Here is a 25,466-nt window from a genome sequence, read left to right on the forward strand (position 1 = left end):
CACTTAGACCTAAAACATCAACCCAAGTATTAGTATCTTTCACATAAGCGTATGTATTAAATCCGCCCGCCAGCCCAATCGGGTCAGAAGAAATATATATCCCCATTTCAGGCGAGTAGTATCTGAAACGATTGTAATACAATCCCGTTTCTTCATCTGCATATTGCCCCTGAAACTTGAAAGGACAATCATTCAAAGAGCATCCATCAAATGTGGTCACTATCCCACAAATATTCAATGTACAATCCCAAGTTTTGTTTCCTTGTTCATCGTACATCTGAATGGGAGTACCCAAATAGTCGGACACAATGGAATATTGCTTACCTTCCTGTATCTTTGCTGTTGGCACAAACGTGCCAGCCTCGAATACCCAGGTGGTAATATCCTCTGTCGGTTCTTTGAGCAAAGAACCTTCCTCCTCATTTGATTGCCTATCGGTGACTTTGTAGCTCCACTCATGTATGGGCACATTCCCGTCCCATACCCAACGTGTGACCTTTCCGAAATACTGCTTAGCCGTGCGTCGTCCCAACGCATCATACCGGAACTCCACCGGTCTTCCGTCCGGACGTATAACTTTCTTCAGCATCCCGTTGGAACTCCACTCGTAAAGCCACCCCGTTCCCGTTGCTAGGCAACGGATACCCTGTTCCTTCTCCATGCGCTTGCGGTCGAACCTTACACCCGTTTCCAGCAACTGCTTGAACTCACGGAAAATGAGGTTCCCCTCGTCATCGTAGTGATAGAAACAATCCGGGTCCTCCAAAAGTTTTCCACCGGCACCGTATTTGCGGTCTTTCTTGTCCGGTGTCTCAAAGAGGTTGCCCACGAAGTCCGGTGTCCGGTAAATCACATCCGTTTCCGAACCTTGCATAGTTTCCTGCCGGATAAGGAAATCGAAACGGTCGTAGTCGTACCGTGTGACGGTGCCCGTCAGCTCATTCTCCTTGGAGAGCAGGCGGTTGGCGATGCCCCATTGGTAGCGGTAGGCACCTTTCTCCATGCCTCCCGACCGTACCGACTTGTGTACCTCCCTGCCGAAACAGTCGCGTTCCGTCCTGACAGTCACACCGCCGGAAAAGGTGCGCTGCACCTCCAGCCCGGTATTGTCACGTACCCATGACGCTTGCCAGCTCTCGCCCGCCTGCATGGTCTGCAAGTTGCCTTCCCGGTCGTACGTATGACGGATGTCCGCTCCCAGGCTGCTGGTGATGCGGGTACAGTTGCCCTCGCTGTCGTACGTGCGGTTGACGGTATATTCTCCCTGTTTCTCTTCAATAATCTGTCCCGTCTTCCTGTCACGGGTGAACTCCAGCAGGTTCTCGCTGTTTTCCGCCTTGACAAGCATACCGTCCTTGTCATACGCGTAGAGGGATACCTCGCCGTCGTACTGTTCTTCCTTCAGGATGTTGTCCAGCCCGTCATACAAGTATTCCGTCCATTTGTCCCCGGGGCGGTTTACCCGTGTGACACGTCCGGCACCGTCGCGCTCATACTCGCGGCGCAGCCCGTCGAAACCGATTTCCGTAACGACTTGTCCCAGCCCGTCCAGCTCGAAGAAATAGTTGTCGCCCGCCTCGTTGCCGATGCGCCGGAGCTGCAACTCGCTGTTGTAGCCGAATGTAATCCGGTGGCGCTCCTGTTCACGGCTTTTCAATACCCCCAATGCCCCATAGGTGAACTTCACCTCACGGATGTTGTCCGTGGCATGTACCATGTTTCCCATGGCGTCGTACTCGAACCGGTGCACGTTGCCGTCCGGTTCTTCCAGCCGTATCAGGTTGTCCGCCCGGTCATAGGCGTACCGGGTGGCATTGCCTTTGACATCCACTGCCTGTATAAGCCTGCCCCTGCCATCGTATTCCCACCTGCGGAACAAGCCGTTGGGGAACCGTAGCAGTTCGAGGTCGTAGCGGTCGTTGAAGGTGAGGGTATAGACGCGTCCCTGCCCATCGGTAATGGTATGCAATACGCCTCCCTCGTAAGTGTATTTCACGGTCTCCCCGCTGAGGGTGGTGCGGCTGACGACACGGCCCATCCCGTCGTAATCCCAAGAAAGTTGTTTCCCTCCCGGCGTGCAGAGCAGGACCAGGTTGCGGTTTCCGTCGTAGCTCAGGAACGTATCCTCGCCGTTCTCGTCCGTTATCCGGACGGGTTGACCGGACTCGTTGTAGGAAGTCTTGCGGGTATAACCTTCGGGGTTGACCGTGACCTCCAGTTCCTGATATCCGTTGTACTGCTGGCGCGTGATTCCCCCATTGGCATCCACTATCTTGTAGATGAGCTTGTCCTCCCCGTAATGGTATTCGGTTTCGGCACCCTCTCCGTTACGGATATGGGTGTAGCCTTTGCCGTAACGGATGAAGTACTCCATGACGCCGCCGTCCCCCCATGTATGCACACAACGGACGTTCTCACCTTTGCCCTCGTATTCCCAATGGAAGGCCATGCCTCCCTGGTTGGTCAACTGTACCAGCAGGTGCCCGTCGGTATAGACAAAATGCTTGCTGACATCCAGCGCGTCGGTGGTCTCCACCATGTCGCCCCGGTCGTCATAACGATAGCGGACAAGCCTGGTCTCCTCACCGTCCTGTCTCATGGACACACAGCATACCCGTCCCAATCCGTCGGTTTCCACTTTCAAGCGTTCCCCCCGAGAAGATACGATTTCCGCCAGTTTTCCAGCCGGAGCGTATTCGAAACGGATGCGGAACCCGTCTTTGGTGGATATGTCCGACACCATGCGGTAGCCGGAGCGGTTCTCCGGTCCGTCGAACCGATATTGTAGTCCCCGGATGTCGGTCAGCAGATAACCCTGCCCGTCAAGCGCCCAGTGCAATTGTTCCTTGCGGTCAAAATAGGAGTCTCCCGGTTCCAGCACGGGCAGGAAAGACTCCCGTCCGTCGGCATGGCGGAAGAGGAAAGCCCCTTCTTCCAGCCGCCGGATGCCCAGGTTGTAACTGTGGTGCCAGTTGTAACCCAACGGGCCATCCACGGCGGCATCGCTGTAATAAGTGCGTTCCCAAACGATGGGGATGGGGCCGGGCAGCTCGAAATCCACGTTGGTGTGGTACACCCTGCCTGTTGCCGCATCGATCGGCTCGCCGAATGTCTTACATTTGATGGGCTGGAGAATGTCCGCCAGCCGGTTCTTTCCTTTCTTTCTCAGTCTGTCAATCAGGTCCTGGAACTTGTCGCCCAGTTTCTTCCACATTTTTCCCAGCCCCTTGAGCCCGAACTTCATTGCCAGCGCGAACATGTCGATGGTGGGCGGTCCGCCCACGAGCACCGGCTTGCCTACGGAAGTGATGGTGGAGAGCATGGATGTGGGTGCCAGCAACGCCTTGCTCACCTTCTTGGGCTTCCCCTTGCGGGGAATGGTCGGGATGCCGACCAGGTTGCAGGAGAGCGCCGGATGTGTCAGCGTGGAGCAGGGGGCACCGTCCGCCAGCACGGTCGCGCTGCCCATCCACATTTCCGACTCGGACATGCCGCTGACCAGCGGTGCCGGGTGCAGGACGAATGCAGGCAGGTGCACGATGCCTATGCCCGCCTGCGCAATCCATTGGTTATGCACCTTCACCGTGGGCGCCATCCCCTTGAGAATGCTGCACGCCACTCCCGCCACCCCTTCGGTAACGGGCGGCATGGCGGCAGCGATGCCTGCCATGAGGTCCGCCATGAGGTCATATACTTTCCCCACATGCGGCACGGGCATGACGGGTGACGGCGGTGTGACCGTAGGGTGCATGTCTATCCCTATGGCAAGGTCGCCGAACTTGGCTACGGGCATGCCCGGCATGGATGGGAGCAGTCCGCCCAGTCCTGCCTGGAGCTTGTCCAGGGCAGCCTTTGAGTCGGCGAAAAGGTCGGAGAATCCCCGTCTGGTGCTGTTGTTGTCAACGGCATCAGCTATATTTTTCAACACATCTGACATAGTGAGAACGGTTTAGAAAAGTAAAGAAAGGAAACAGCCGGAGAGGTTAACCGGAGTTGTCCGGCTGTTTCAGAAAAGGGATTGCTTATGCATCCTGTGCATAATCGCTGTTCCAGTCATTCTCGTCATCCCCCTTGGTGCCTTCCAGCTTGATGACAAAACTCTTTGCCGGGAAGTAAGGAGTCAGGTGAATGTCGAGGAAAATGCGGTCTTTCTGCTTCGGGTCACGCTCGAAGCGGAGAATCTTGAACTTTTCAATCAGGCGTCCGGGACCCTGGATGCTGTCCAGGAACTTGCTGATTTGTCCGCGCAAATCCCTCTCTGCCTTGCTGTTCCAGTTCTCGAAGGCGCGTCGGTTGAGGAAGTCCATCAATACCTTGGTCACCCAGTCGAACACACGTACCACCGAATAGGTCTGCAAGCCCAGGTTATCGCCGTTGAACAACGTCTTGGCGGAGAACGCCATCACCTTGCCGTATTCCTTCACCATGGGAATCAGGCCAATCTTCTCCAGTTCGGAAATCTCGCTCTTCTTCAGGTTGAAAGCCACTCCGTCCACCTCGCTCATGGAACCGTATTTCTTGCCGGCGGTGACCTGTGCCATCACCGTCTTGTACACGCTGCCCGCCAGTGCTGCGGAAGGCGGAATCAGCAAGTCCTCCGTCTCGCCCAGTTCGGCATAACGTCCACGTCCGACCAGGTAGTTGCAGGCCATACATACGTTGGACTTGTACACATCGCCTCCCGACAGGTTGGAGTCGAAGAACATTTCGATGACATCGTCCGGTTTTTCAAGGTCGGCGAAGTCGGTATAAATCATCACCTTGTTGTCATGCGCTATCTTCGCCCATTTCTCAATCACCTTGTTGGAACCCAGGTAGCCGGGGATGACCAGCAAGGAATAGTTGGTACGCAGGTCCAGACGGTCGTAGTTGGCACGCAGCTCGTCCGCAATGGCATCGATGAAGAAAGAGTTGTCCAGGTCGGTGAGCTGCTCCATGGAAGCATTGACAATGGAAATGTTCTTAATTTTGTCGGAGTCCGTATTCTTGTAGAAAAGCATGACCGTACGGTATGACTTCTCCAATTGTTTCACCTCTTCCACCGCCTTCAGCTGGTTCTGGGAAAGCAGGTCGGAGACGGCCGCCGATTTCTTCTGACACAGTTCGATCATTTCGCTGATGGACTTGTTGCCTTGCAGCATGTCCACCCACATTTCGAGCCGTTTCTCCAGCTCCTTGCGTTCAGATGCCCGTTCGGGGTCTGTAAGGAAAATGTTACGGCGCGCCTTGCGCTCCGGATTCAGGTTCTGTATGCCGTCCACAGAGGACTCCAGGACATTGAAACCACCAAACTTAGCCAGGACCTGTAGCTCCGCGTTCAGGTTTCTGGGCTGTGCCGCAGCCTGCTGTTGTTGTACGGCTGCCTCCCTGTGTGTGTTCTGTTCACTCATAGCTGTTGTCATTCATTTGCAGGGTTAGACTTCTCGTTTTTCTTTAAATCGTCCAGCATGGCAGAAAGCGAATTGACGAATGCCTCGCGTGTCGCCGGATTTTCCAATACCCGTTGCAGCACCTTGTTGGAGCGCAACGACTTCTCCATCCTGTCGGCGAACTGCTTTTCCGTATTCAGTCCTGACAGGAAATGACTTTGCTCCGTCATTTTCTTGACAGAAAAGTCCCCCACATTGTGAAAACGGAAGTTTTCCTCCACGGGAGCACCTTCCGCATCGGTGAACTCAATATCTATCTCCGGTAAGAAATGCGCGAAGACCTGGTCGATATTGGTCAGCCCCGTGATTACTTCGGGAGCCACCGGTTCGTCTTTAGTCAACTGCTCCACCAATAATGTCCGGTTTTGTGGAATTTCCGCAATGCCTTCGGAGGCGTCAATCTTCACTTCGTTTCCGCCGATTCCGTAATTTCCAAGATCCATAAATTCGATATTTAAGTTTAAACTATATGTTGATTAAATTCTCTTTCAGTTGAAAATGCCCCCTTTTCTTCTGGCTTTTGCCTGCCGCATGGAGGGGTTCTCCACCAGTTCCTTCCAGTCCTCGCCCAGCCATTCGTGAAGCTGGCGTTCCAGCACCTCGATGTCAATCGGCGCACGCACCTGCCTGCCCGTATGGAGCGCCAGGTGTGCCGCGTAGGTGAAGGTGGAGCTCCGTCTGATGTCTTCGGAAAGATAGCTTCCTCCCGCCAATGCCAGCAGAAAATATTCGAACGCCTGTTCCAGCTTTCCCTCCTCGTACCGCAGGAAACCGCACATCCGGTAGCCCTCCATGACATAATAGGGGTCCTTCCGTTCGACAGCTTTCCCGGCTATCCCCTCGTATAAAGCCACCGCCTCCTCGCGTTTTTTTTCGGCCGTCAGGATTGCCGCCTTCATGGAAACAGCCATCTTCCAGTAGCTGTATCCCGCCGCCTCGCCATCCTTCATCGCCTTTTCCGCCTCGCGGATGGTCTTGTCACTGTATTTCATGCTGCTTTTGTATTCGCGGATAGCATAGCAGGCTTCGGAAGCAATGAAGAGAGCGGATATCCGAATATTCGCATCCTTCAGTTCCCCGGCGATATCCAGGAGCTTCCTTATTTCCTTTTCCAGCGGTTTCAAATCCTGTTTCCGCGTGCAGTCCATGACCGCCGTCACCTGCTGTTTGAACCGGTTTTCGGGCGCAATCAAGTCGTTGCCGGCATCCGCCCGTGCCATCCGGTTATGCAATGCCGCCGCCATTTCAAAGCGTGGGCGTATGTGGACCACCTCCGGCGATTCGTCCAAAGCGACACTCCTGTTCTTTTTCAAATCAATGGTTGTCAGACGGATGCCCTGCGGGACACCCTCTTTCAGTACCTGTCCGAACCATTCCGTCCTGGGAAACTCCCCGGATTGTTCCGGAGGAAAATAGATGCAGAAGAAGGCATTCTCCAAACGGGATATGCACTCCTTGAAGCGCAACATCTCCTTCCACAGGTTTGCCGCCGTGGGCTCGGCCGACGTGTCGGGGCGGTACTCCGTCTTGAGCAGCCCGTCGTGCCGCAACGCCTTGAGCATGTCATCCTTCTCTTCCGCCTGCTCTTCAAACCACCCGGCATATTCCTGCCAGAGTTGTGCGGCATATTCGTCGTCATCGCCTCTGTAGGGCGTGTCGAAACGGAAAAATATGTCATCGAACTGTCCTACAGGGGAACGCTCTATCTCCAGGAACTTGTCCACCAGGTCCACATCGTTCCTTCCGACAATCCATATCGCCAGTTTCCAGTCTTTCTTTCCGGCTATGTCCGCCCAGTAATCGACCGCCTTGTAGTATTCCTGTATTACAGATGCTGATGCTCCCATATCCAATCCGTTTATGAATTAATTTTCACAATGCCTCCCGTTACGGTCATGTTTGCCGTTCCCTCCACGGTGAGGTTCGTGCCTTTCATGGTTCCGGTCTGTGTATTCAAGTCATATTCCTTTGTCGCCTCCAGCTTGATGTTGGTGGCACTGCCGTTGATGATGTTTTTTTCGCTGCTGAACACCATACTTTCGTTGCCCGAAACCAATGTAATGTTTTTCTTTCCTTCGATGGAAATCGTTTCCGCCTGCATACCTATGGACTTTTCGTCCATTACGATAACGGACTTGTCCTCGTTGGTGATGACTACGCTCTTTTTCGCCATAATCGTAATGGCGTCCTTCCCGTCCAGCAGGATCAGTTGTTTTCCCGTCTGGTCGGTGATGACAATGCTTCCCGTCTCATCGTCGAAAACGATGGCGCTTCCGCTGCGCGTGATAATGCTCTTGGTCTTGTTGTTCTTGTCCCCTCCCTTTCCTGAAGCGGAATGGAACATGGCTCCGGTCACATAGGGGCGGTCCGGATTGCCGTGTTCGTACCCCACCATGACCTGGTCACCGACTTCGGGAACAAACACCCATCCGCGGTTTTTGGATACGGCGTCGCTTACTCCCGCATTGGGGCTCTGCACCCTGACCCAGTTGGTTGTTTTCCCGTTTTTCTGCCAGTCGAAACTCACTTTCACCCGTCCCTGTTCCTTTTCGTCGTCATTTTTCTTCACCGTCGCAAGCTCGGGCAGTGCCAGCGGGAGTTTTGCGTCGGGGACAGGGATGTTTACCGTTCCGTCAGGAATCCCGGCAAAGGTGTTGGCATAATGCCCGTCACGGCGCACCTCGTGCGTGATTTCGGTGATGCGGAATTTTCCCAGAGGCGGCAGGTTCATGTCACCGGGGAAAGAGACCTCAATGACTTCGCCTATCCGGATCCGGCATGTCTTTCCTATGCCCCTTATGTTCAACAAATTGGCACCGGACTCATTTTTGAGGACCTTCATCTGCCCGTCCAGTCCCGCCTTGTCGGCGATGTGCGGATTGGCGGCGGCAGTCGTCTTGGCCCCATACGCCTTTTCGGAACAGTCATGCGCAATGGACTGGAGGTCATTCATGCCATCGGGTTTGGCGGGCGTGTCTGCATTATGTTGTTTGTTCTCCTGCGCTACATAATCGTATCTTGCAGATTTGCCCGGCACCAGATTTGCCACCAGACGTACCTCTTCCAGGTCCACATCGTACATGATCTTTTCCGTGTTGTCCTTGTCGGGTTTGCCGAAATAGACTTTTTTCCCGTCGTAATAGAACCACTCGCCGTATTGGGCGGAGAGCCGGTTCATAAAGTCGAAGACGCTCTCGTTGTACTGCGCCATGTAAGGGATTTTGGCGGAGTATTTGGGATTGGAAGCCAGCGGGACCTTCCCGTATTCCTGTGTCGCCTCCTTTATGATGGCGGAGAGGGTCTGGTCCATCCACGAGTCAAGCGTCCCGTTGTTCTCATACAATATCGTGGGGCTTGCTCCGTGAATGGCCACTCCGCCCGCCTCACCCATGCTTCCGACCATTTCCACCTGTGTGACAACCCCTTCGAAGTCATAACTTTCGCCCGTCTGCTTGTGGGCGAACGAGATGCTGACAGTCTCCCCGACGTAATTGATGAATTTTTCAGGTGTCTGCTTGAACGTATTGCCGGGCGAGAGGTAATTCACAATTACAGTAAAGGCGTGATGCCGGTTAAACCGCTGATGAAGCCGCAGTGAAACGAACTTCTGTTCCTCTCCTTTCACTGTCACCTTGGTAGTTACCAAATTCAGAAAACTTGCTCCCATACTATCTTTTGCTATGAAAATTAATTAATCAATCCGACCAGTCGGTATGTTTTTTGGTGCCGAAATAACCGGAATTGGTATATTCCGGCACCTTAAAAACTTTGATTAGAAAACAACCGTTAGTTGTTTTCCGGCCAATCCTGTACAAATGTAGCCTCGTCCATCTTCACTGTCTGTGCGGAAATGGCGAACTTGATTGTCATCGGATAGGGGTTGGCCACATTCAGTGCCTCCTCGTATTCCACCACGTAACCGTTCTCAAATACCAATTCCTTCATCTTGGCATCCTCATCCGCTTTCTTGAAGACGATGTTTCCGTTTACGGGCTGATACTGTTTGAACATCTTGTCCAACACAATGGTGTCCGGAGTAGATTCAACCTCCACATAGATTTTACCACCATAGATGTCAGATGCCGGACGGCCTTTGGGATCCACATCGCGATTGAACTTGACATCCCATCTCAATACATCAAACTCTCTTGAGTCTGAAAACTTAAATGACGCTTTAAATGCCATATTCTCAAAGTTTTAAAGTTTGTAAAAAAAAAGTTGATTACGGAATTTCCGGCTACCGGCGGTTCGGCGCCTCCCCGCCTTTGGCTTTCAATTTCCGGGGGCTAATATATGGAGCTTTCTGAAAATTACAAAAGTTTTTCGGGAAATTTTTTGCGATATTTTTTGGTTTTTTCAAAAATTATGTTCGTTAACATAAAAAAATCTGCCCTGAAAAGTGGTGGACTTATTTTTTTGCCTTATATTTGCAATGTTCTCCTGCGCAATTTTTAAATCTTATTGATTATGGATACAGGAGTTGGTTTCATTAATCTTGATGATTCTGTAAAAATTGCGCTTAACATAGCACTTGCAGTGGCTCGTGAAAATGCGAACGAGTGTTACACTCCCTCGCATTTGTTGAAAGCTCTACTTCATAAAGATGTAGGGCTAAGAGATTTTATAATAAGTATAGGTAAGGATTTGGGGTATCTGGAGGAATGGGCGGATGTCCATATCGAACAATGTCCGAAATCCACCCGGTTCGCCGAAATCAAGCCGTCGGAGAAGATCGACGCCGTTTTCCGTGCCGCCGACGACGCTCGGATACAGATGGGGCTGTTTGACATCAATCCCATCTGCGTGTTGCTGGCACTGACGAAACCGGGCATCGCCTTTTCCAGTGACCAGCTCAGGTCTTTCCCTATCCTGGAGAAAGATATCCATTCCATATATACAGGCAACGAATCGGCGGGAGTCTCCGGCAACGTGCCGGAGAGTTTCATTCAAAGCTCCGTTTCCTCTTCCACTTCCTTTCTTGCCAAGTATTGCGTGGACCTTACCGCCACCGCGGCAGACAGGCTTTACCCGACCATCAACCGTGACCGGGAGAACCGCATGGTCATGGAGGTGCTGGGCAGCCGCAGTAAATCGAACGTGCTGATTGTCGGTGATGCCGGGGTGGGGAAAACAGCCCTTGTGTACGGGCTTGCATGGAATATAGTCAACCATAAGGTGCCTTCGTTCCTGGAGGGAGCCCGTGTGTTTGAGCTTGACAATGCCTCGCTCATAGCAGGCGCCACCTACAAGGGGGAGATAGAGGACCGTTTGAAAAACATCGTGAAAGAGTTGCGCGGCATTGACAACGCCATCCTGTTCATTGACGAGATTCATATCCTGCTGGACAGCCGGCAGGGCAATTCCGGTGCCGGCAATGTGCTGAAGCCCGAATTGTCGCACGGCGACCTGACCGTTATCGGTGCCACCACCATTGACGAATACCGTAAGATTATAGAGCCTGACCATGCGTTCAACCGCCGTTTTGAGGTGGTGCAGGTCAATGAGCCGGACTTGAAGTCCGCCATACAGATGCTGCATTCCGTCCGGCAATCATACGTGGAGTACCACCGGGTGGGAATCAGCGACGATGCCGTGGCGGAGTGCGTTCGCCTTGCCAAGCGGTATGTGAAAGACCGCCGTTTGCCCGACTCCGCCATCGGCCTGCTGGACATGACACTTTCGGCCATCAAGATGGTCAATGAAACAGGAAAGAAGGATACAGAAGCCTTGCTTGCCCGACTGGACGAGATAGAAAAGGAGGAAAAAACTCCTCAAGAAAAGGCGGAAGAGTTGAAAACGCTGCTTTTCCTGATGCACAACAAATTAAGCCCCATCCTTTTGGGCGTGGTTTCCGATGAGGCGGATATCCATGAATTGCAGGAGTATGAAGAGCTGGCGGCTTACCTGCGGAGCGCACTGGCCGCCATTCTGTCATTTGCGGAAAAGAGCATAGAGGAGGTAGGAATTTATGAGGTTGCCGCCGTTGTCGCCAGCAAGACGGGTATTCCTATCGGTAAGATACAGTCGCAGGAGAAGGAACGCCTGCTCAACATGGAAGACTACCTGCGCCGTCGGGTTGTCGGTCAAGACCAGGCGCTGAAAACACTGACCGATGCCATTCTTGAATCCCGCAGCGGTATGAACAAGCCGGGCCAGCCCATCGGCTCCTTCTTCCTGCTGGGGCCTACCGGCACCGGCAAGACCGAACTTGCCAAGGCACTGGCGGAGGCGCTGTTCAACGATGAAAAGTCCATGATCCGTTTTGATATGTCCGAATTCAAGGAGGAGCACTCCGCCGCCCTGCTTTACGGGGCGCCTCCGGGATATGTGGGCTATGAGGAGGGCGGTATGCTGGTGAATAAAATCCGCCAGCAACCCTACGCGGTGGTCCTCTTTGACGAGATAGAGAAAGCGCATCCGTCCGTCTATGATATTTTCCTGCAAATCATGGATGAAGGGAAACTGCATGACCGTCTGGGCAAGGAAGGGGACTTCTCCAACTCCATCGTGCTGTTCACCTCCAATGTGGGCAGCGAATGGCTGACGAAGCAGTTGGAATCGGGCAATGTGCCGGCTACCACCCAGATTATGGAGGTGATGGGGCAGTATTTCCGTCCGGAGTTCCTGGCGCGTCTGTCGGAAATCGTTCCGTTCTCTCCTATCCGCGAAGACATCCTGTTGAAGATATTCGATATACAGTTCAACAGTGTCAGGAAACTGCTGGACAAGCAAGGTATCGGTATTACCATCAGTGACGATGCCCGTAAAATGCTTGCCCACAAAGGATTCACTCCCAAATACGGCGCCCGCCAGGTTGCCGGGGTTATCCGCAACTACCTGCGCAGACCGATTTCGCGGCTTATCATCAATGAAGAGCTGTGCAAAGGAAAAAATCTGGAGGTGGGTCTGGACGAACAGAATGAATTAACCTGGAATATTCACCAATAATCAAGTACAGTATGTTTGGATATACAGTATTCTTAAAGATCGGCAATCTTGCCGCTTCCTCACTGGTCGATATGTATAAGGACAGTTACCAGCTTATCGGCTGTGAGTTCGGGTTCGCCCAGGGGATAGACATCAAAGGACAGGCCCAGACCGAAGTGAAAGGCGGTACGTTCTATGTGACTTACCCCCATCTTCCCAACCGTGACATGATCCAGTGGATGCTGGATGCCCGCAAGTATCAGAACGGAGCCATCGTGGTCCATGACAACCAGGGTTCCACGCTCGAAAAGATACTTTTTGAGAAAGCGACCTGTGTGGATATGGAAATCAGCTATATCCGGCAGGGGAAGAGCTATATCGCAACCAAGCTGACCGTGCAGGCTCAGAAGCTGACGTTCGGGTCGGAGGAATTTGAAAATCAGTGGGTATTTTAAAAAACAACAATGCTATGGGACTCTTTAGTTTTCCGCAAGTGGACAGCAATGTGAATGTCATATTCAGTGTTGACGGTGACGAGTATGCAGTGGAACAGTTCAAAATCGGTTTTCACCAGCCTGTCGATGGCATAAAGAACCAGCCGGAAGGGGAAGTGCGCGGCGGACGCATCATGATAACCATTTCGCAAACAGTGAAGAACAACATCTACGGATGGGCCGTGAAACCGTGGATGAAAAAGAGCGGGGCGGTGCTGTTCAAGACCGGTACGTCCGGGGTGATATTTGAGGTGGCGTTCACGAATGCATATTGCGTCAACTTGAAACGGGTTATTGAATCTTTGGGACAAGGCTTGTCAACTACCTTGATTTTGTCTCCTGAAAGTGTAAGCGTGAATGGTATTGAATTTGATAATCGGTGGGTGAAATAGTTATGCAAGGAAGAAATGAATCAAATATTATTTCGTTGGATTTATATACCAATTTATTAAGTTCTGGTGACTTATATGAAGGATATGTTGAGAATTGCGGTTATGCATTTTATGAAAATATCCCTGTATCTACTAGTATTAATAAAACTACGCTTATCTATGATTCATATAATGTATGTAAATTAGATATTTCTCCTAAAGCATATAGAGCTAGTTCTAAAATTTGTAACACACATTTAGAACAATATGATGATTCATGGTTTACTCCTGAAAATGTTCTAAAAGCAACTTCTGCTTTGTCTTTATCAATTATGGTAGATGATGTTACAGGAATAGGAGTTGCGGATGATATTTTACTTCCATTTGTTTGGGCTGGTGGTTGTTTGTGTTATATTGCCGCTGTTATATATTACAAAAATGTAGGTAATGGAAATTCTCATTATCCAGGACCATGGTCTGAAACCCAAATACCTAAAACGCACTATACGATGAGAGAACCTATTGCAATGCCAAATCCTGATAATTTTTCGAATGGAGGAGGTAATTATTTTTTGCCAGGATTAGCTTATGCAATACAGGATTATTATCAAGTAACTTCTGTAGATACTGTTAAAAATACTTTTATAGAACATTCTGTTGAGCATAATTATAGATATAATGAACAACAAAAGTTTAAAAGTGAATATTTTTATTTTAACCCTAAGCCACAAAAAGTTGTAAAGCCTTCGATTATTAATAAATTCAAAATAGCTAGGATAATAGAACAATTATATTCAAAAACATTAGTATTGCCTAAAGATAATACTAATGTTGTGCGAAAAGAACATGTTGAACCGATATTTCAAAAGAAAAAATCTGAATGAAAAATAGTATATTATATAATGATTTAAGTAATATGTTTGTCGTGATTCTGATTTCTTTAAATTTATTGTATCCATATACTTTTACAGGAGTTTGGTATCGCACATTTTTATTACTAGGTGCTATTGCCAGTTTTTATACATATCAAAAATTGAAACAAGCAAAGAATGATAGTTGGATTTTCCGTTCTTTATCAAGATTGAATTATATGTTTTTACTGGTGATGTTTCTCTGTTTTTTTATAGTGTTTTTAAATAAGGATATATTGTATAATGTGTACATATTTCCTTTTTACTTAATCTTGATAGGTATGTATTTAGGATTCATAATAACACGTATTTTTATTCTTAAGTTAAGTTGATTAGAGATATGGCGCAGTATAAGGTATTAATTATTTATATCATTTCTAATGGTTTGTCAAAAAAATCATTTGAGGATGAATTGGGAAAATACGGGCTGGAGCGATTGGGAGAGCAAGACATCTTCGCACTTCCCTTAGACGAATACCGCACGAAGGTACAAGCATTCAAAGCCTACCTGCGAGCCTATTCGCGCAAGCATCTGGACAGTCAGGACACAGTATTGTTCGTGGAGTCACGCATGAATCCGGAACGGACCCTGACTGCCATGCTGCAAACTAATCTGATGAGTGAGGACGAATAAAAGATTACGGATATTATGAGTGCACAATCGTATATCAAACTTTGGACCGCCGAGCCCTCGGAACATGATGAGGTGCAGGCTTACGACCTGTTGAGTTATGAATATGACTTCCGGAAGCCGACGACCCCATGCGGGCAAGCGGTCGGAAAGACCACCGGGGGACAGATGCAGGTAAGCATAGCCGGATTTCCCTCGAAGGAATTGCTGGAATGGATGTTCAATTCACGCATCCTGAAAAGCGGGGAGGTGATGAACACCTCGGGAAAGCTGGGGACACCGAAGGAAACCATCCGGTTCAAGGGAGCCCAATGTCTGGATTTCCATGTGCATTCGACCGTGAAAGAGAGTTGTACCTCGCTGCTTATCCATTTCGGGGAAATGGAAGCCGGCGATTCGTGTCACCTAAATTTGAAATGAGATTATGAACTGGTTTGCTGCCTTGTTTAAACGGAAAGAGCCCGGAACGGTGAATGACCGTTATGCGATGAAGCTGTCCGTATGTCACGAGACATACACGGTAGAAGAATTTGACCTGCAATTCAAACGGAATACTAACCGTGACGGATTGCCGGAAGGTGAGGCATACGGCGGTTTCGTTACCTGTACCCTTACTGGTATGCCGGGTGACGGCCTGCTGCGGTGGGGTGCCTACAGCCAACCATGCGAGGACGGTGACCTGCGGGTTTACCGGAAAGACAAACCGGACCAGGAAGCCGTATTCGTCCTGCGTTTCGTGGAAGGGAACTGCATCCGTTTGCAGCGTAAGGTTGACCGTATGAACCAAAAAAGCAGCATCATACTCCTGTTTGCCGCAAGGATATTGCAATTCAGTGACGACGAATTTGAGAATAACGAATGGCGCTGACAAGTATGGAAACGAAATTTTGCAAACTGCCTCTGGATTTTGGAGCCTTGCTCAGCGAGGATGTGGAAAACAGCCGCCTCGCGTCCTGTACGGAAATAGAGTCCATCGACCAGTTCATCGAGATGCTGATTGACACGGCTCCCGGGGAGCACGCCTTTGACAAGGAGTTCGGCTGCGAGATTTTTTATCTTGATTTTGAGAGTATCATTTCGCATACCCGCTGGGAAGGGCAGTTTTCCGATTATATCACCCAAGCCATCACCCGGTACGAGAAGCGTCTTACGAATGTGAACGTCCGGGTCATTATCGACGATACCACCCGGCAGGACAATGTGTTCGAGGCTTCGACCATAAAAAAGCGCGTACAGGTATATGTCTATGGCAATCTGGTGCATACCGGAGAGAAGCGTTGCTTTTACTATGTGATTTATTTAGGACCCATTTCAACCCGATGACAAGCGTATGAGTATGGAGAAATATAACAAGGAGCAGATCAGGAACCGTATGCTGAAATACGCGGCGGCGTTCTGGGGAATCAAAAAAGCGGAAAATTTTGACCCTGTCGTCAAGCTGATGCTGGAGGCGCTGTCCAACGAGCTGTATATGCTGGGGGAAGACTTTACGGCCATCGAGACGCGGCTGCTGGAAAAAACCGCCCGCATTCTGACACCGGACATACTGACCTCGGCACTTCCCGCACATGGTGTCGTGCATGCCTCTCCCATCGAACCCGGCTACCTGATTACGAAAGAGTCGGGCATGTATTATGAGAATGACCTGCTGACCCAGAAACTGTCCGCCGGAAGCATTTCCTTTTATCCGGCCTGTGACACCCTGCTGCACAAAGCCGATGTGAAATACATGGTGTGTGACGATATACTCTATCAGGTGGACCATACCCTGTCGAAAACCATGATTGCCCGTACGGAAACAAGGACGCCCGCACGCACGGTGTGGCTCGGCCTGGCGGTGGACGACTCGCTGACAGACCTGGAAAACATATCTTTCTATCTTGACTTCCCCAACCTTACCGAAAGCTATGAATACCTGTTCCTGCTTCCGTGCACGGAATGGTCCGCCGGTGGAAACCCCATCCGGATGGAGCCGGGCATCTATGAGAAAAGCCGGTTGCCGGAGGAATCCACCCGTGCCTTCTTCCGGAACTATGATGTGATGTCCGTCATAGACAAGGAGGTGATGGAACTCTACAACAAGCATTTCCTGCGGGTTTCGCAACCGGTCCCCCTCGATGAGGTTGACAAGGAGCCCCTGCCGAAAGCCTTGTCTTCCTGTTTCGGGGAGCGTGTGCGGGAAAAGATGCAGGAAAAGCTGGTGTGGGTGAAAATCGTATTCCCCGCCCATTTCACTCCGGAAATCCTGGAGGAGCTTCATGCGGGCATCAACATCGTGCCTGTGGAAAACAAGCTGCTGCACGAACAGACCACCTCCCTCGAAGACACGTTCAGGGTGATTCCCCTGCGTACCGGCAATTACGAGTCCCTGCTGTCCGTGCACAGCGTGAAGGATTCGGACGGAAAGAGCTATCATGAGCTCCAGTATCCGGTACCCGGCTCCACGGAGAGTTACGACACTTATTCCATCCGCAAGGGAGGCTGCGAGCGTTTTGACTCCCGCTCCGCCAAGGAACTGCTCGGCTATCTGCTGGACCTGCTGGATGACGAGACCCACGCCTTCCATGCCGTTTCGAGTGTCAAGCTGCAAGCGCTCGCCAGCCAGATGGAGCAACTGACGGCACAACTGAAACAGGCGACCGACAACATGAACGAATACAGGGAGACACCCTATTACCTGATGATCGACCAAATGTCCGGCAAAGGGCAGGTCACCGTGAAATACTGGACCACCCACTGCGAGACAGGCAACCAAATACAGGCCGGTGTGGAGCTGTCGCCATACGCCACCACCTATCTGGACCCGAAGACACTCGCGCTTGTCAGTACCACCTACGGCGGGAAGCAAGCCCCCAAGAACCGGGAACTGATCGATATCTACAAATACGGGATCATTTCACACGGGCGTGTGCTGACGCAAAACGACATAGCCAGCTTCTGCAAGAAAGAGCTTGGCGAGCTTCTGTTGCGGACAGAAATCCGCAACGGGGTGGAAATCAGCCCGGTGCCCACCGAAGGGCTGATACGCACCAAAGAAGTGCATCTGGTCCTGGGAACGAAGCTGGACGGACCGTCGCAGGAAAAACAGATGAAGGACAGCCTGCACACCAGACTGTCCGCCTGCTCGCCGGACACATTCAATTACCGCATATTCATCGAATACAATAACGCATAAACATAGAACTTATGGACCCTGTCACCCAACATCTGATTTCATCGTACCTGCTGATGCCCGTGCTGACTGTGATTTTCGGGATTGCAGCCTATTTTATCGCACGGAAAAACAAACTGCTCAACAATAAGAAACTGATTGTCTATCTGCTGCTGTGCGGCATTGTACTTGCCCTGCCCGGCCTGTCGGGATTCATGGACTACAACTTCATGCCCTACATCTATGTCCTGCTTGCCATCCTGTACTGGACCGCCGGGTATTACAACCGGTTCCTGCTGCGGAAAGTGTTCGCCTCGGGAAAGGAGACACCCTCTTTCGGTATCCGGTGCCTGCTGACGGTTACGGTCGTGCTGCTGGGCGCGGGACTCTTCTCCGTAGTGTTCAACCTCTGCAACGAACTCCAGTACGGCATCTGGGCCTCCACCTGCCTGCTGCCTTTCGCCTTTCCGCTCCTGTACTCCCAGACGGTAAACAGCTATTTTGACATACCCCTTGAAATATACAAGGTCTGGAAGTATTCGGAAGAGTATGATTCGGACTCCTTGTACATCAACCGTGAGCGGAGCATCGTGGTGGATGTGGAAATATTCCGCAAGGTGGACGATTCCGCCGCGGAGCGTATTACCGGCAAGGCGTCCGAAGATGTCATCTTCGGGCATTGGTTCCAGCGCATGATTGACGACTGCAACCTCAAATCGCCGTCCTCCCCGATTGTCTATCAGAATGACGGCGGCGCCTATTACGAATGGGTGTTCTATACCAAATCCTCCTTTTTCAAGAGAAGGTTCTATATAGACCCGGACGTCACGCTTGCCGAGAACCGGCTGAAAAGCCATGATGTGATCATAGCCAAGCGCGTGGCGAACGAAATAGTGAATTACAAGGAATGTTAAAAAAACAGACATGATGAATACAGGAAAACAGAAACCGGGAAAGAGATATCCGCTGGTAAACTGGGCGGACGGAATGCCGGTCAACAAGAAGCATTTTATCCAGCTGGAGGACCATTTCACGGACCGGCTGTGCGAATACCAGTCATTCCAGCTGAACCGTGCCAATTACGGGCTGCTCCCCTTCAGGAAAGGAGAAGCCGTTTCCGGTGATTTCAGCATCACGGAACTTGTCACGGGCACTCTGGAAGTCCGTTTGAAACGCTGCCTCGCCCTTACCGCCGGCGGTTACCTGATAGACTATGACGCGGGGGGAGACGACGAGCTGACCGCCAGTTTCCATATCGCCATTGACGAGACGGAGGATAAGGACCAGCGGTGGGATGTCATTCTGATGGCAGACCCTTTCGAGCGTCTGCCTTCGGGCGTCCCGGACGAAAAGGAGACCAGCCCCCGCCAGCCTGACGCGCTGCCTGACTACGCGTTGAGCGTCGTTCCGACGGGGCAGATTGACGGCAACAACCTGGGAAGGCACTTCCTGGTAATCGGCCGCCTGCGCAAAAACGGGAACCGCTGCGAGGTGGACGGGAACTTCATCCCTCCCTGTACCAGCATGTCCAGCCATCCGGACCTGAAAAACTACTATCTGAAATTCGGGCAGCTGGTCGATTCCATCGAGAAAGCCTCGTCGGATATTCTCGCCAAGGTGGAAAACGCGGAGAAGCAGACCCCGCTTGCCGTGAACATCGGCATGCTGTGCCGCCATGTCATGCTGTTCATATCCGACATCTATTTCTCCTACCGTAACGAAGGGCAGTACTATCCGCCCCTCCGTTTCCTGAACGTATTCTCCACGCTGGCACACCGCCTGTATGTCTGCCTGGGATTTATGAACAAGGAGGAGAAGGAGGACCTGCTGAAATATTTCAACGAGTGGAACGGCATCAATCCCGGCGCTTACGAGGGGCTGTTGAGGGAAAACAGCGGCCTGTTGTACAACCACCAGAACATCCGTCCGCTGATGATAACCGCGGAGCGTTTCCTGTACCAGTTCAATGACCTGTGGACCACGCTCAGCCGGCTGGAATACATCGGCAAACACAAGGAAAACATCGTGGTTGCCGAACGCTCCAGACAACCGAAGGAGACGAACGAGTCACGCTGGAACATATTGGACTGATCATTCATACAAGAACAACCATGGCAGAAGAGACAGACAAAATCGTATGTTTTGAGGAACGCCCCCATCTGTTCAACCAGCCGGATACCGACTTCAAGGCGGAAGTGGTGGCCAGCGGGCTGAAGGAGGGCGGGTATGACGCGGAACGCACCCTTATCTCCAGGCGGGGCGACATGCGTCGCGGCTTCTCGAAGGACATCCAGGAAATACGCTCGGAATACTCCCATTACGACCTGACAGATTATCTGTATCTCCACGTGAACAGGCGCAGCATTTACGACGCCCTTCCGGAAGGCATCTTCCATAAGAATCTCCATCAGTCGGGGAAAGTGTCGAAAGAACAGGTACTGGATGAAATCCGCATCCACCGCGAGGAGGAATTCTTCGCCCGGCGTTTTTTCAAGCCTTTTGAAATCTCGCTGGACCATCTGCTGGTCGCCTTCCAGAACAAGGAGCGCCGTATCGACGAGATGAACGTGCACGCCGACTTTGTGAGCATCTTCTCCGGACAGTGGCCGGTGCTCAAGCTGCTTCCGCTCCATCTGGCGGTCATGCTGGTCCATCTGCTGCCCTATCTGGAACAGATTACCGCCAGCCTTGCGAAGACGGGCGAGTGCATGAGCATCCTGACCGGGGTGCCTGTCCGCCTGAAGAGAGGCGACAAATGCGTGACAGAGGCACCTCCCGGTCTTGTCCCCCGGTTAGGCCGGTGCCTTTTGGGCGACACGATGGTGGCGGGGAACCGTTTTGCCGACGGCACATACCGGCTGCTGCTGGAAATCGGCCCCCTGTCCGCCCGGAAAATGGAGACCTTTTTCCCGGGAGCCGCCAACAACCGGATATTGAACGCCCTCATGGAGCTGTTCCTGCCATCGGACAAGGAGATACAAGTCCGCTATATCATCCAACAGGAGGACGCCCGTTTCCGGCTGGGGACACCGGACGGACAGTGCGCGTATCTGGGAATCAGTACTTATTTATAAAGAAACAAAACATCATCCGACATGAAACCGAAAAATAACACCGAAGTGAGAAAGGCCTATCTGAGGTTCTCCGGCTACCTGACAAGCTGTATCGTGCTTGCGGTAACCATCTTTGCCTGTTTCCTCAAAACCTCCGGCACGGAGGTGAAACGGATTACGGAGCAGACGCTGGAATACGACCATGTCTATGCCAGGGAGCTCGCCTTGGCAAACAGCGTGGATTCCGTGTACCAATACATGAAACTGATGAACACCTCCCCGAAAATCAACGACGTGCTTTTGCAAAGTGTGGTCAGCACACGCAAGATGAACCTGCTGAAGGATATCCAGGGCATGGATGCCAGGGATTGCAGGCTTTACAGCCGGCTGCTGGGAAATATCAACATATTCCTCGGGGTGAAGGATTCCATCCGCCTGTTGAACATTCAGGAGGAGATGGTAAAAAAAGACCTGATGCAGTGCATCCAGGACAACTGGAAGACACGGCGCAGCCTGAGTGTGGGACCCAATAACAAACAATGAGAACGCTATGATGGACAATAACAGAAAAACACTGAACAAACGGGAAATCCTTATGGGACACGCATACGTATTCCTGTTTTTTTTCCTGACAACCGTGGCGTGCTGCCTTGCCATCTTCATGTGGAATTCGGACTTCAGGATGTTCGAGCAGAAGGAGTTTGTGAAAATCAAGATGAACCGTATCAAGGACTTCCAGCAGGAACAGGCCGAAAGCCAGATGCCCGTGGACTCCCTGTTCCGGAAGATAGAGGCTTTCCAGCCCGGCGTGTATGCCCAATACGAGGAGGACGACATCCACTACCTGATAAACAACCTGCGGAACACCTACGAAAGGAACAGCTGGGACAAACGGTACAAGCTGTTCATGCATATCGCCGATTTTTATGCCATGTGGCTGTCGGACAAGAAACAGCTGTGGAGCATCGAACAAAACATACGCCTGTTCAAAGCCAATCTGGAGGAGTGCGAGATAGGCTTGCGGAAGAAAGAGGAAGACCTGCGCTCGGGAACTAAAAACAAATGACGCCATGGGAAAGATTCGTACCAGAAAGATTCTGTTTGTAGTTGCAGCGATGCTGCTGTGTGTGCTTGTCGCCGTGCTGATCCGGCTGTTTTTTTCCAACCGTATCGTACGGATGACCCTGACGCCCATCGAGGTGGAAGTCGGGGAAGCCGTTCATTATGCGGACAGCACCCGCAACGCGGGTTCCTGGCTGTGGGAGTTCGGCAACGGGGATGTCTCGCATGAACGGAGCGGCCAGTACGTGTTCAAGGAACCGGGGCGTTACCAGGTCCGCCTTCAGGTGGACCATTCGCTGGAGAAGAAGCAAATCGTCAAGGTGAACAGACGGGCCAATAATTACGGAAGCGACCAGCTGGTCAAGATAGAGGCGCCGGCGACCGCCTTCCAGGGTGAAATCATTTCATTCAAGGGGTACGGACCGTCGAGGGAATGGCGCTGGCAGTTCGGCGAATCGGGCATTGTGGATTCACGGGAGCAGAATCCGCTCTATGCCTACTCCGAGCCGGGCAGGTACGAGGTGCTGCTGACCACGGAAGAGACCCAGTATCCGGTCCGGCACACCATTGAGGTTCTTCCGCAGTATGCGGAGAACGACTCGACGGACGTGCTTGTCGTTATCGGCAACGACATCCGCGAGCATTTGCAGGCCATCGTGGACGGAAAGCCGTTCAATGTCCATTACAATTATATCCTCAAGAAGTATCTCTGCGGAAATCCGGACATTGCGGTGACGGTCAACAATAACAAAAAGAATGACTTCTACTCCTATTGCCAGGGTTTGAAAATCATTGCCCGTCGGAAGACCCTCATTGACGAGGTGTTTGTGGATATGGGTGACAACCTGAACAATGAATGCGTGATGCAACTGATGGTGACGCAGCACGAACGTTTTTCCGAATCAAAAAAGTAATGTGAGGCATGAAAAAGAACTGTTTGTCAATCCTGTTGAAAAGAGGATGGATTTGCGGAAGCATTATCTGTCTGGCGGCCTGCGGACCGGTACACCGTTTTACACGCGTGAAGAATGTCCCCCGCGAATATGTACGGAACTATTCCGTCGAAGGCGTGAAAGTCCCCCGCAGCCTGTCGCTGTTCAAGCATGACCCGTGGATTGTCTTTGCCAACGAGCCGGGGACAACCTACCTGAGCCCGAGCGGGAAGAATGAAATGCGCCCCGTGAACTATATGGATGCGTTTCTGGTCATCAAGCGCAAAGGCGACTGGCTTCAGGTAATCCAGTATGACCCCGCTATCCTGAAAAACGGAAGACTGAAAGAGTGGAAGCAGGCCCGGTATTGCGGATGGATCAACCGGGACAACCTGTTGCTGACCCGAAGCGGTGTGACCGACATAGCTACGGGCTTCAAGAACAAGCAGGTGGTGATGCCGGCCGACAGCGCGGCACTGGCTGAACCGGAAACGTATTTCGTCCATGATTCCGTAAAACTGTTCAAAGATACCGACCTGACACAGGAAGCGGGCAGAATCCCGTTCTACGGCATTGTGTATCCTTATCAGGCATCGGCGGACAAAGAATGCGTGCTTGTGGCGGACCGGCCCAAACTCGACGCCGACAGTATCGGGGGGATGCCTGTCGGGTGGATAGACCGGCGGCTGCTGACCGAAATAGGGCAGCAACTGCATGTGGATATCGCCTCGCTGCCCGACAGCGCACTGCTGTTTAAGGACAGCGAACGAAAGGATACCCTGACGCTGGCATCCGATGATATGCGGCAGGTACGGGAGTTTGCCGGGCGGCATCCCGTTATCCGGTACAGTCCGGTGTTGTCTTACCGGCACAATGATATGGCGTTCTGTTTCAGAACGCATGTGCCGATGCCGGTCATTGACAAACGGGAAAGCTATGTGCTGAACGTGAACGGCCATCCGATTTATTACGGAACCTTCAAGAACAAGATAGAAAAGGACCTGCAAAAAATAAACCTCGTGTTTGTCCTGGAAGGAAAGGATAAGGCCATCGAACAGTTTCCTGCCGTGGTGAATGCCATCCAAGGGTTGCAGTCCCAGCTGGCGAACGATGAGAGTTTCTCCTTCAAGTTCGGCGCCGTGCTCACTTTCAACGAGCCGGACAGCCAAGAAGATCCCATCTGCAAACTGACTCCCGACTATATGGAATTTCTGGACTTTTTGTCGGACAAGGCACGGAATGCGGAAAAACTGAAACCTGTGTACGGTAGATTCGGCAGTTGGTCGGGTGTCCGCACAGGGGTGGAACTGTTCAACAAATGCCGGGACGAGAGCAATGTCCTGGTGGTGGTAGGTGACAAGGGGTTCAACAGCGAATGGGCGGATTCCACTCTGGTGGACCGACTGGTGGAAAACAACTGCCGGTTGCTGGGATTCCAGCTTTACGGAGGAGAACCGGACAACTTCAACAATTTCGTGCTGCAAATCGGGAACATGATAGACTGCTCGGCTCCACGCATCAGCCGGAAGAAACGGGAACTGATTGTGTATCCCGAACAGCTGCGGAACGGAAACGAATATGCGGAGGTGAACCACAATACGTATTGCCTGGACTTTCCGAACCGGAGCATGACACTGGGATGGCTTGTCTTTCCGCAGAAAAACGAGTCGCTGGAGCTGGAGGGGCTGACTACCGCCGTGGACTCCATGCTGTTGCAGGTGAAGTTTGACAATACGCTGTTGGGCAACAGCCTGACAAGGGCGTTTGAGGAGGTGGGAACCCACCGGTATAAACTTGACTCGACGCTGGTGGACTACTATCATATCCGCAGGTCAGGCGTGCAACCGATATTGTCTGTCCTGCCGGGTATCGAACCGGGATGGAAACTGCCGGCAGAGCCTGTCGTATTGCCCGACTCGCTTTCGTCCGTAACGGACTATTACCTGCTCGTCAATGAAGAGGAGTTCAAGCGGCTGAGAAAGTATGTGGAAGTGCCCGCCAAACTGGTCCTGGACTATAAATATGAGGCGGTCAGAAAGAAAAAGCAGGCGAAGACGGATATCTGCAACTGTCCGGACGATTATCTGCCGGCAGATACAGAGGAGGCTACCATACGTGTGAAGACGGACAGCCTGAACATACCGGAATATGCCCCGACGCGCCGTGTGAGAAGGCAACTGGTAAGGCATCTGCTTTCGGAACGCAACAGGGACAAGTACTGCAAGACGGGAAGAAGGGATTTCCTGAACATGCCTCTGTCGGAAGCGTTGCAACGGTTCACGTCGTGTCCTGTGGATTATCCGTTCTTCGAGGTTTACCGGGTCAAGGACTTGCGGAAAAAGGAGATGATTACGGATGTGGAACTGGACGGGCTGATTGAGTATTTCAAGGAAAAGAAAAAACTGCTGGATGAGGCTGCCGGCAAGGCGTTCCGGTCCAACGGACAGACTTATTATTGGATTAGTCGTGATTTATTACCATAGTTGCTTACTTGAAATTTTATTA

Annotated in this window: 22 protein-coding genes; 16 read left to right on the forward strand and 6 right to left on the reverse strand. The window is 51.6% G+C overall.

Going from position 1 to position 25,466, the window contains the following annotated elements; translation table 11 throughout:
- From M1P97_RS23410 to tssD (M1P97_RS23435), 6 genes are all read right to left on the reverse strand, one after another.
- Positions 1–3,937 (reverse strand): DUF6531 domain-containing protein (locus M1P97_RS23410; RefSeq protein ID WP_249390385.1); only part of this gene is annotated, 3,937 nt, incomplete at its 3' end.
- A gap of 85 nt (positions 3,938–4,022) precedes the next feature.
- On the reverse strand, positions 4,023–5,390 hold the full coding sequence (locus tag M1P97_RS23415; RefSeq protein WP_054349576.1) for a DUF5458 family protein: 1,368 nt from the start codon (positions 5,388–5,390) through the stop codon (positions 4,023–4,025).
- A gap of 8 nt (positions 5,391–5,398) precedes the next feature.
- Entirely contained in the window at positions 5,399–5,872 is a 474-nt protein-coding gene (locus M1P97_RS23420) for a hypothetical protein (RefSeq protein ID WP_005682896.1), read from the reverse strand.
- A 45-nt stretch (positions 5,873–5,917) separates the two neighbouring features.
- Positions 5,918–7,276 (reverse strand): hypothetical protein, encoded by a 1,359-nt coding sequence (locus M1P97_RS23425; RefSeq protein WP_151853678.1) that lies wholly within the window; start codon positions 7,274–7,276, stop codon positions 5,918–5,920.
- An 11-nt stretch (positions 7,277–7,287) separates the two neighbouring features.
- On the reverse strand, positions 7,288–9,096 hold the full coding sequence (locus M1P97_RS23430) for a type VI secretion system Vgr family protein (protein WP_151853679.1): 1,809 nt from the start codon (positions 9,094–9,096) through the stop codon (positions 7,288–7,290).
- Between the two features lie 119 nt (positions 9,097–9,215).
- Positions 9,216–9,614, reverse strand: coding sequence for a type VI secretion system tube protein TssD (gene tssD, locus M1P97_RS23435; protein ID WP_117966044.1), 399 nt, complete (start codon positions 9,612–9,614; stop codon positions 9,216–9,218).
- 282 nt (positions 9,615–9,896) lie between these two features.
- Here tssD (M1P97_RS23435) and M1P97_RS23440 point away from each other — a divergent pair, with 282 nt between their 5' ends.
- The 16 genes from M1P97_RS23440 to tssR all read left to right on the forward strand — a co-directional run bounded on the left by M1P97_RS23440 (position 9,897) and on the right by tssR (position 25,444).
- Positions 9,897–12,377, forward strand: coding sequence for an ATP-dependent Clp protease ATP-binding subunit (locus M1P97_RS23440; RefSeq protein ID WP_249390386.1), 2,481 nt, complete (start codon positions 9,897–9,899; stop codon positions 12,375–12,377).
- A gap of 11 nt (positions 12,378–12,388) precedes the next feature.
- Positions 12,389–12,811, forward strand: a complete 423-nt coding sequence (gene tssD, locus M1P97_RS23445; RefSeq protein ID WP_016271573.1) for a type VI secretion system tube protein TssD — start codon at positions 12,389–12,391, stop codon at positions 12,809–12,811.
- A gap of 14 nt (positions 12,812–12,825) precedes the next feature.
- On the forward strand, positions 12,826–13,242 hold the full coding sequence (gene tssD / locus M1P97_RS23450; protein WP_249390387.1) for a type VI secretion system tube protein TssD: 417 nt from the start codon (positions 12,826–12,828) through the stop codon (positions 13,240–13,242).
- Positions 13,230–14,105 carry a hypothetical protein gene (locus M1P97_RS23455; RefSeq protein WP_147341695.1) on the forward strand — a complete coding sequence of 292 codons (876 nt, stop codon included), beginning with the start codon at positions 13,230–13,232 and terminating at the stop codon, positions 14,103–14,105. The genes tssD (M1P97_RS23450) and M1P97_RS23455 overlap by 13 nt, the downstream gene beginning before the upstream one ends.
- A gap of 367 nt (positions 14,106–14,472) precedes the next feature.
- Positions 14,473–14,766, forward strand: a complete 294-nt coding sequence (locus M1P97_RS23460) for a hypothetical protein (protein ID WP_135036013.1) — start codon at positions 14,473–14,475, stop codon at positions 14,764–14,766.
- Positions 14,767–14,781: 15 nt separating this feature from the next.
- The gene (tssD, locus tag M1P97_RS23465) at positions 14,782–15,183 is read left to right on the forward strand and encodes a type VI secretion system tube protein TssD (RefSeq protein WP_151853721.1); all 402 of its coding nucleotides are present in this window, start codon (positions 14,782–14,784) and stop codon (positions 15,181–15,183) included.
- Between the two features lie 4 nt (positions 15,184–15,187).
- Entirely contained in the window at positions 15,188–15,631 is a 444-nt protein-coding gene (tssD, locus tag M1P97_RS23470) for a type VI secretion system tube protein TssD (protein WP_151853722.1), read from the forward strand.
- Positions 15,622–16,086, forward strand: coding sequence for a GPW/gp25 family protein (locus M1P97_RS23475; RefSeq protein ID WP_005682909.1), 465 nt, complete (start codon positions 15,622–15,624; stop codon positions 16,084–16,086). Before tssD (M1P97_RS23470) ends, M1P97_RS23475 begins: the two co-directional genes overlap by 10 nt.
- Before the next feature lie 7 nt (positions 16,087–16,093).
- Positions 16,094–17,938 (forward strand): type VI secretion system baseplate subunit TssF, encoded by a 1,845-nt coding sequence (locus M1P97_RS23480; protein WP_151853723.1) that lies wholly within the window; start codon positions 16,094–16,096, stop codon positions 17,936–17,938.
- Between the two features lie 11 nt (positions 17,939–17,949).
- On the forward strand, positions 17,950–18,828 hold the full coding sequence (locus M1P97_RS23485; RefSeq protein ID WP_249390388.1) for a TssN family type VI secretion system protein: 879 nt from the start codon (positions 17,950–17,952) through the stop codon (positions 18,826–18,828).
- Positions 18,829–18,841: 13 nt separating this feature from the next.
- The gene (locus tag M1P97_RS23490; protein ID WP_117741597.1) at positions 18,842–20,005 is read left to right on the forward strand and encodes a hypothetical protein; all 1,164 of its coding nucleotides are present in this window, start codon (positions 18,842–18,844) and stop codon (positions 20,003–20,005) included.
- A gap of 20 nt (positions 20,006–20,025) precedes the next feature.
- Entirely contained in the window at positions 20,026–20,988 is a 963-nt protein-coding gene (locus tag M1P97_RS23495; RefSeq protein WP_057279548.1) for a type VI secretion system baseplate subunit TssG, read from the forward strand.
- 21 nt (positions 20,989–21,009) lie between these two features.
- Positions 21,010–21,510: a type VI secretion system TssO gene (locus tag M1P97_RS23500; RefSeq protein ID WP_005682914.1), complete on the forward strand. Its 501-nt coding sequence runs from the start codon at positions 21,010–21,012 to the stop codon at positions 21,508–21,510.
- 10 nt (positions 21,511–21,520) lie between these two features.
- A complete protein-coding gene (locus M1P97_RS23505; RefSeq protein WP_032838688.1) occupies positions 21,521–22,033 on the forward strand; it encodes a type VI secretion system transmembrane protein TssO in 513 nt (170 codons plus the stop codon).
- Between the two features lie 4 nt (positions 22,034–22,037).
- Complete coding sequence (locus M1P97_RS23510; protein WP_151853725.1) at positions 22,038–22,943, forward strand: PKD domain-containing protein; 906 nt, start codon at positions 22,038–22,040, stop codon at positions 22,941–22,943.
- An 8-nt stretch (positions 22,944–22,951) separates the two neighbouring features.
- Positions 22,952–25,444, forward strand: a complete 2,493-nt coding sequence (gene tssR / locus M1P97_RS23515) for a type VI secretion system protein TssR domain-containing protein (RefSeq protein WP_151853726.1) — start codon at positions 22,952–22,954, stop codon at positions 25,442–25,444.
- The last annotated feature ends 22 nt before the right edge of the window (positions 25,445–25,466 follow it).

It is taken from the genome of Parabacteroides leei (assembly GCF_023369805.1).
Taxonomy (GTDB): Bacteria; Bacteroidota; Bacteroidia; order Bacteroidales; family Tannerellaceae; genus Parabacteroides; species Parabacteroides leei.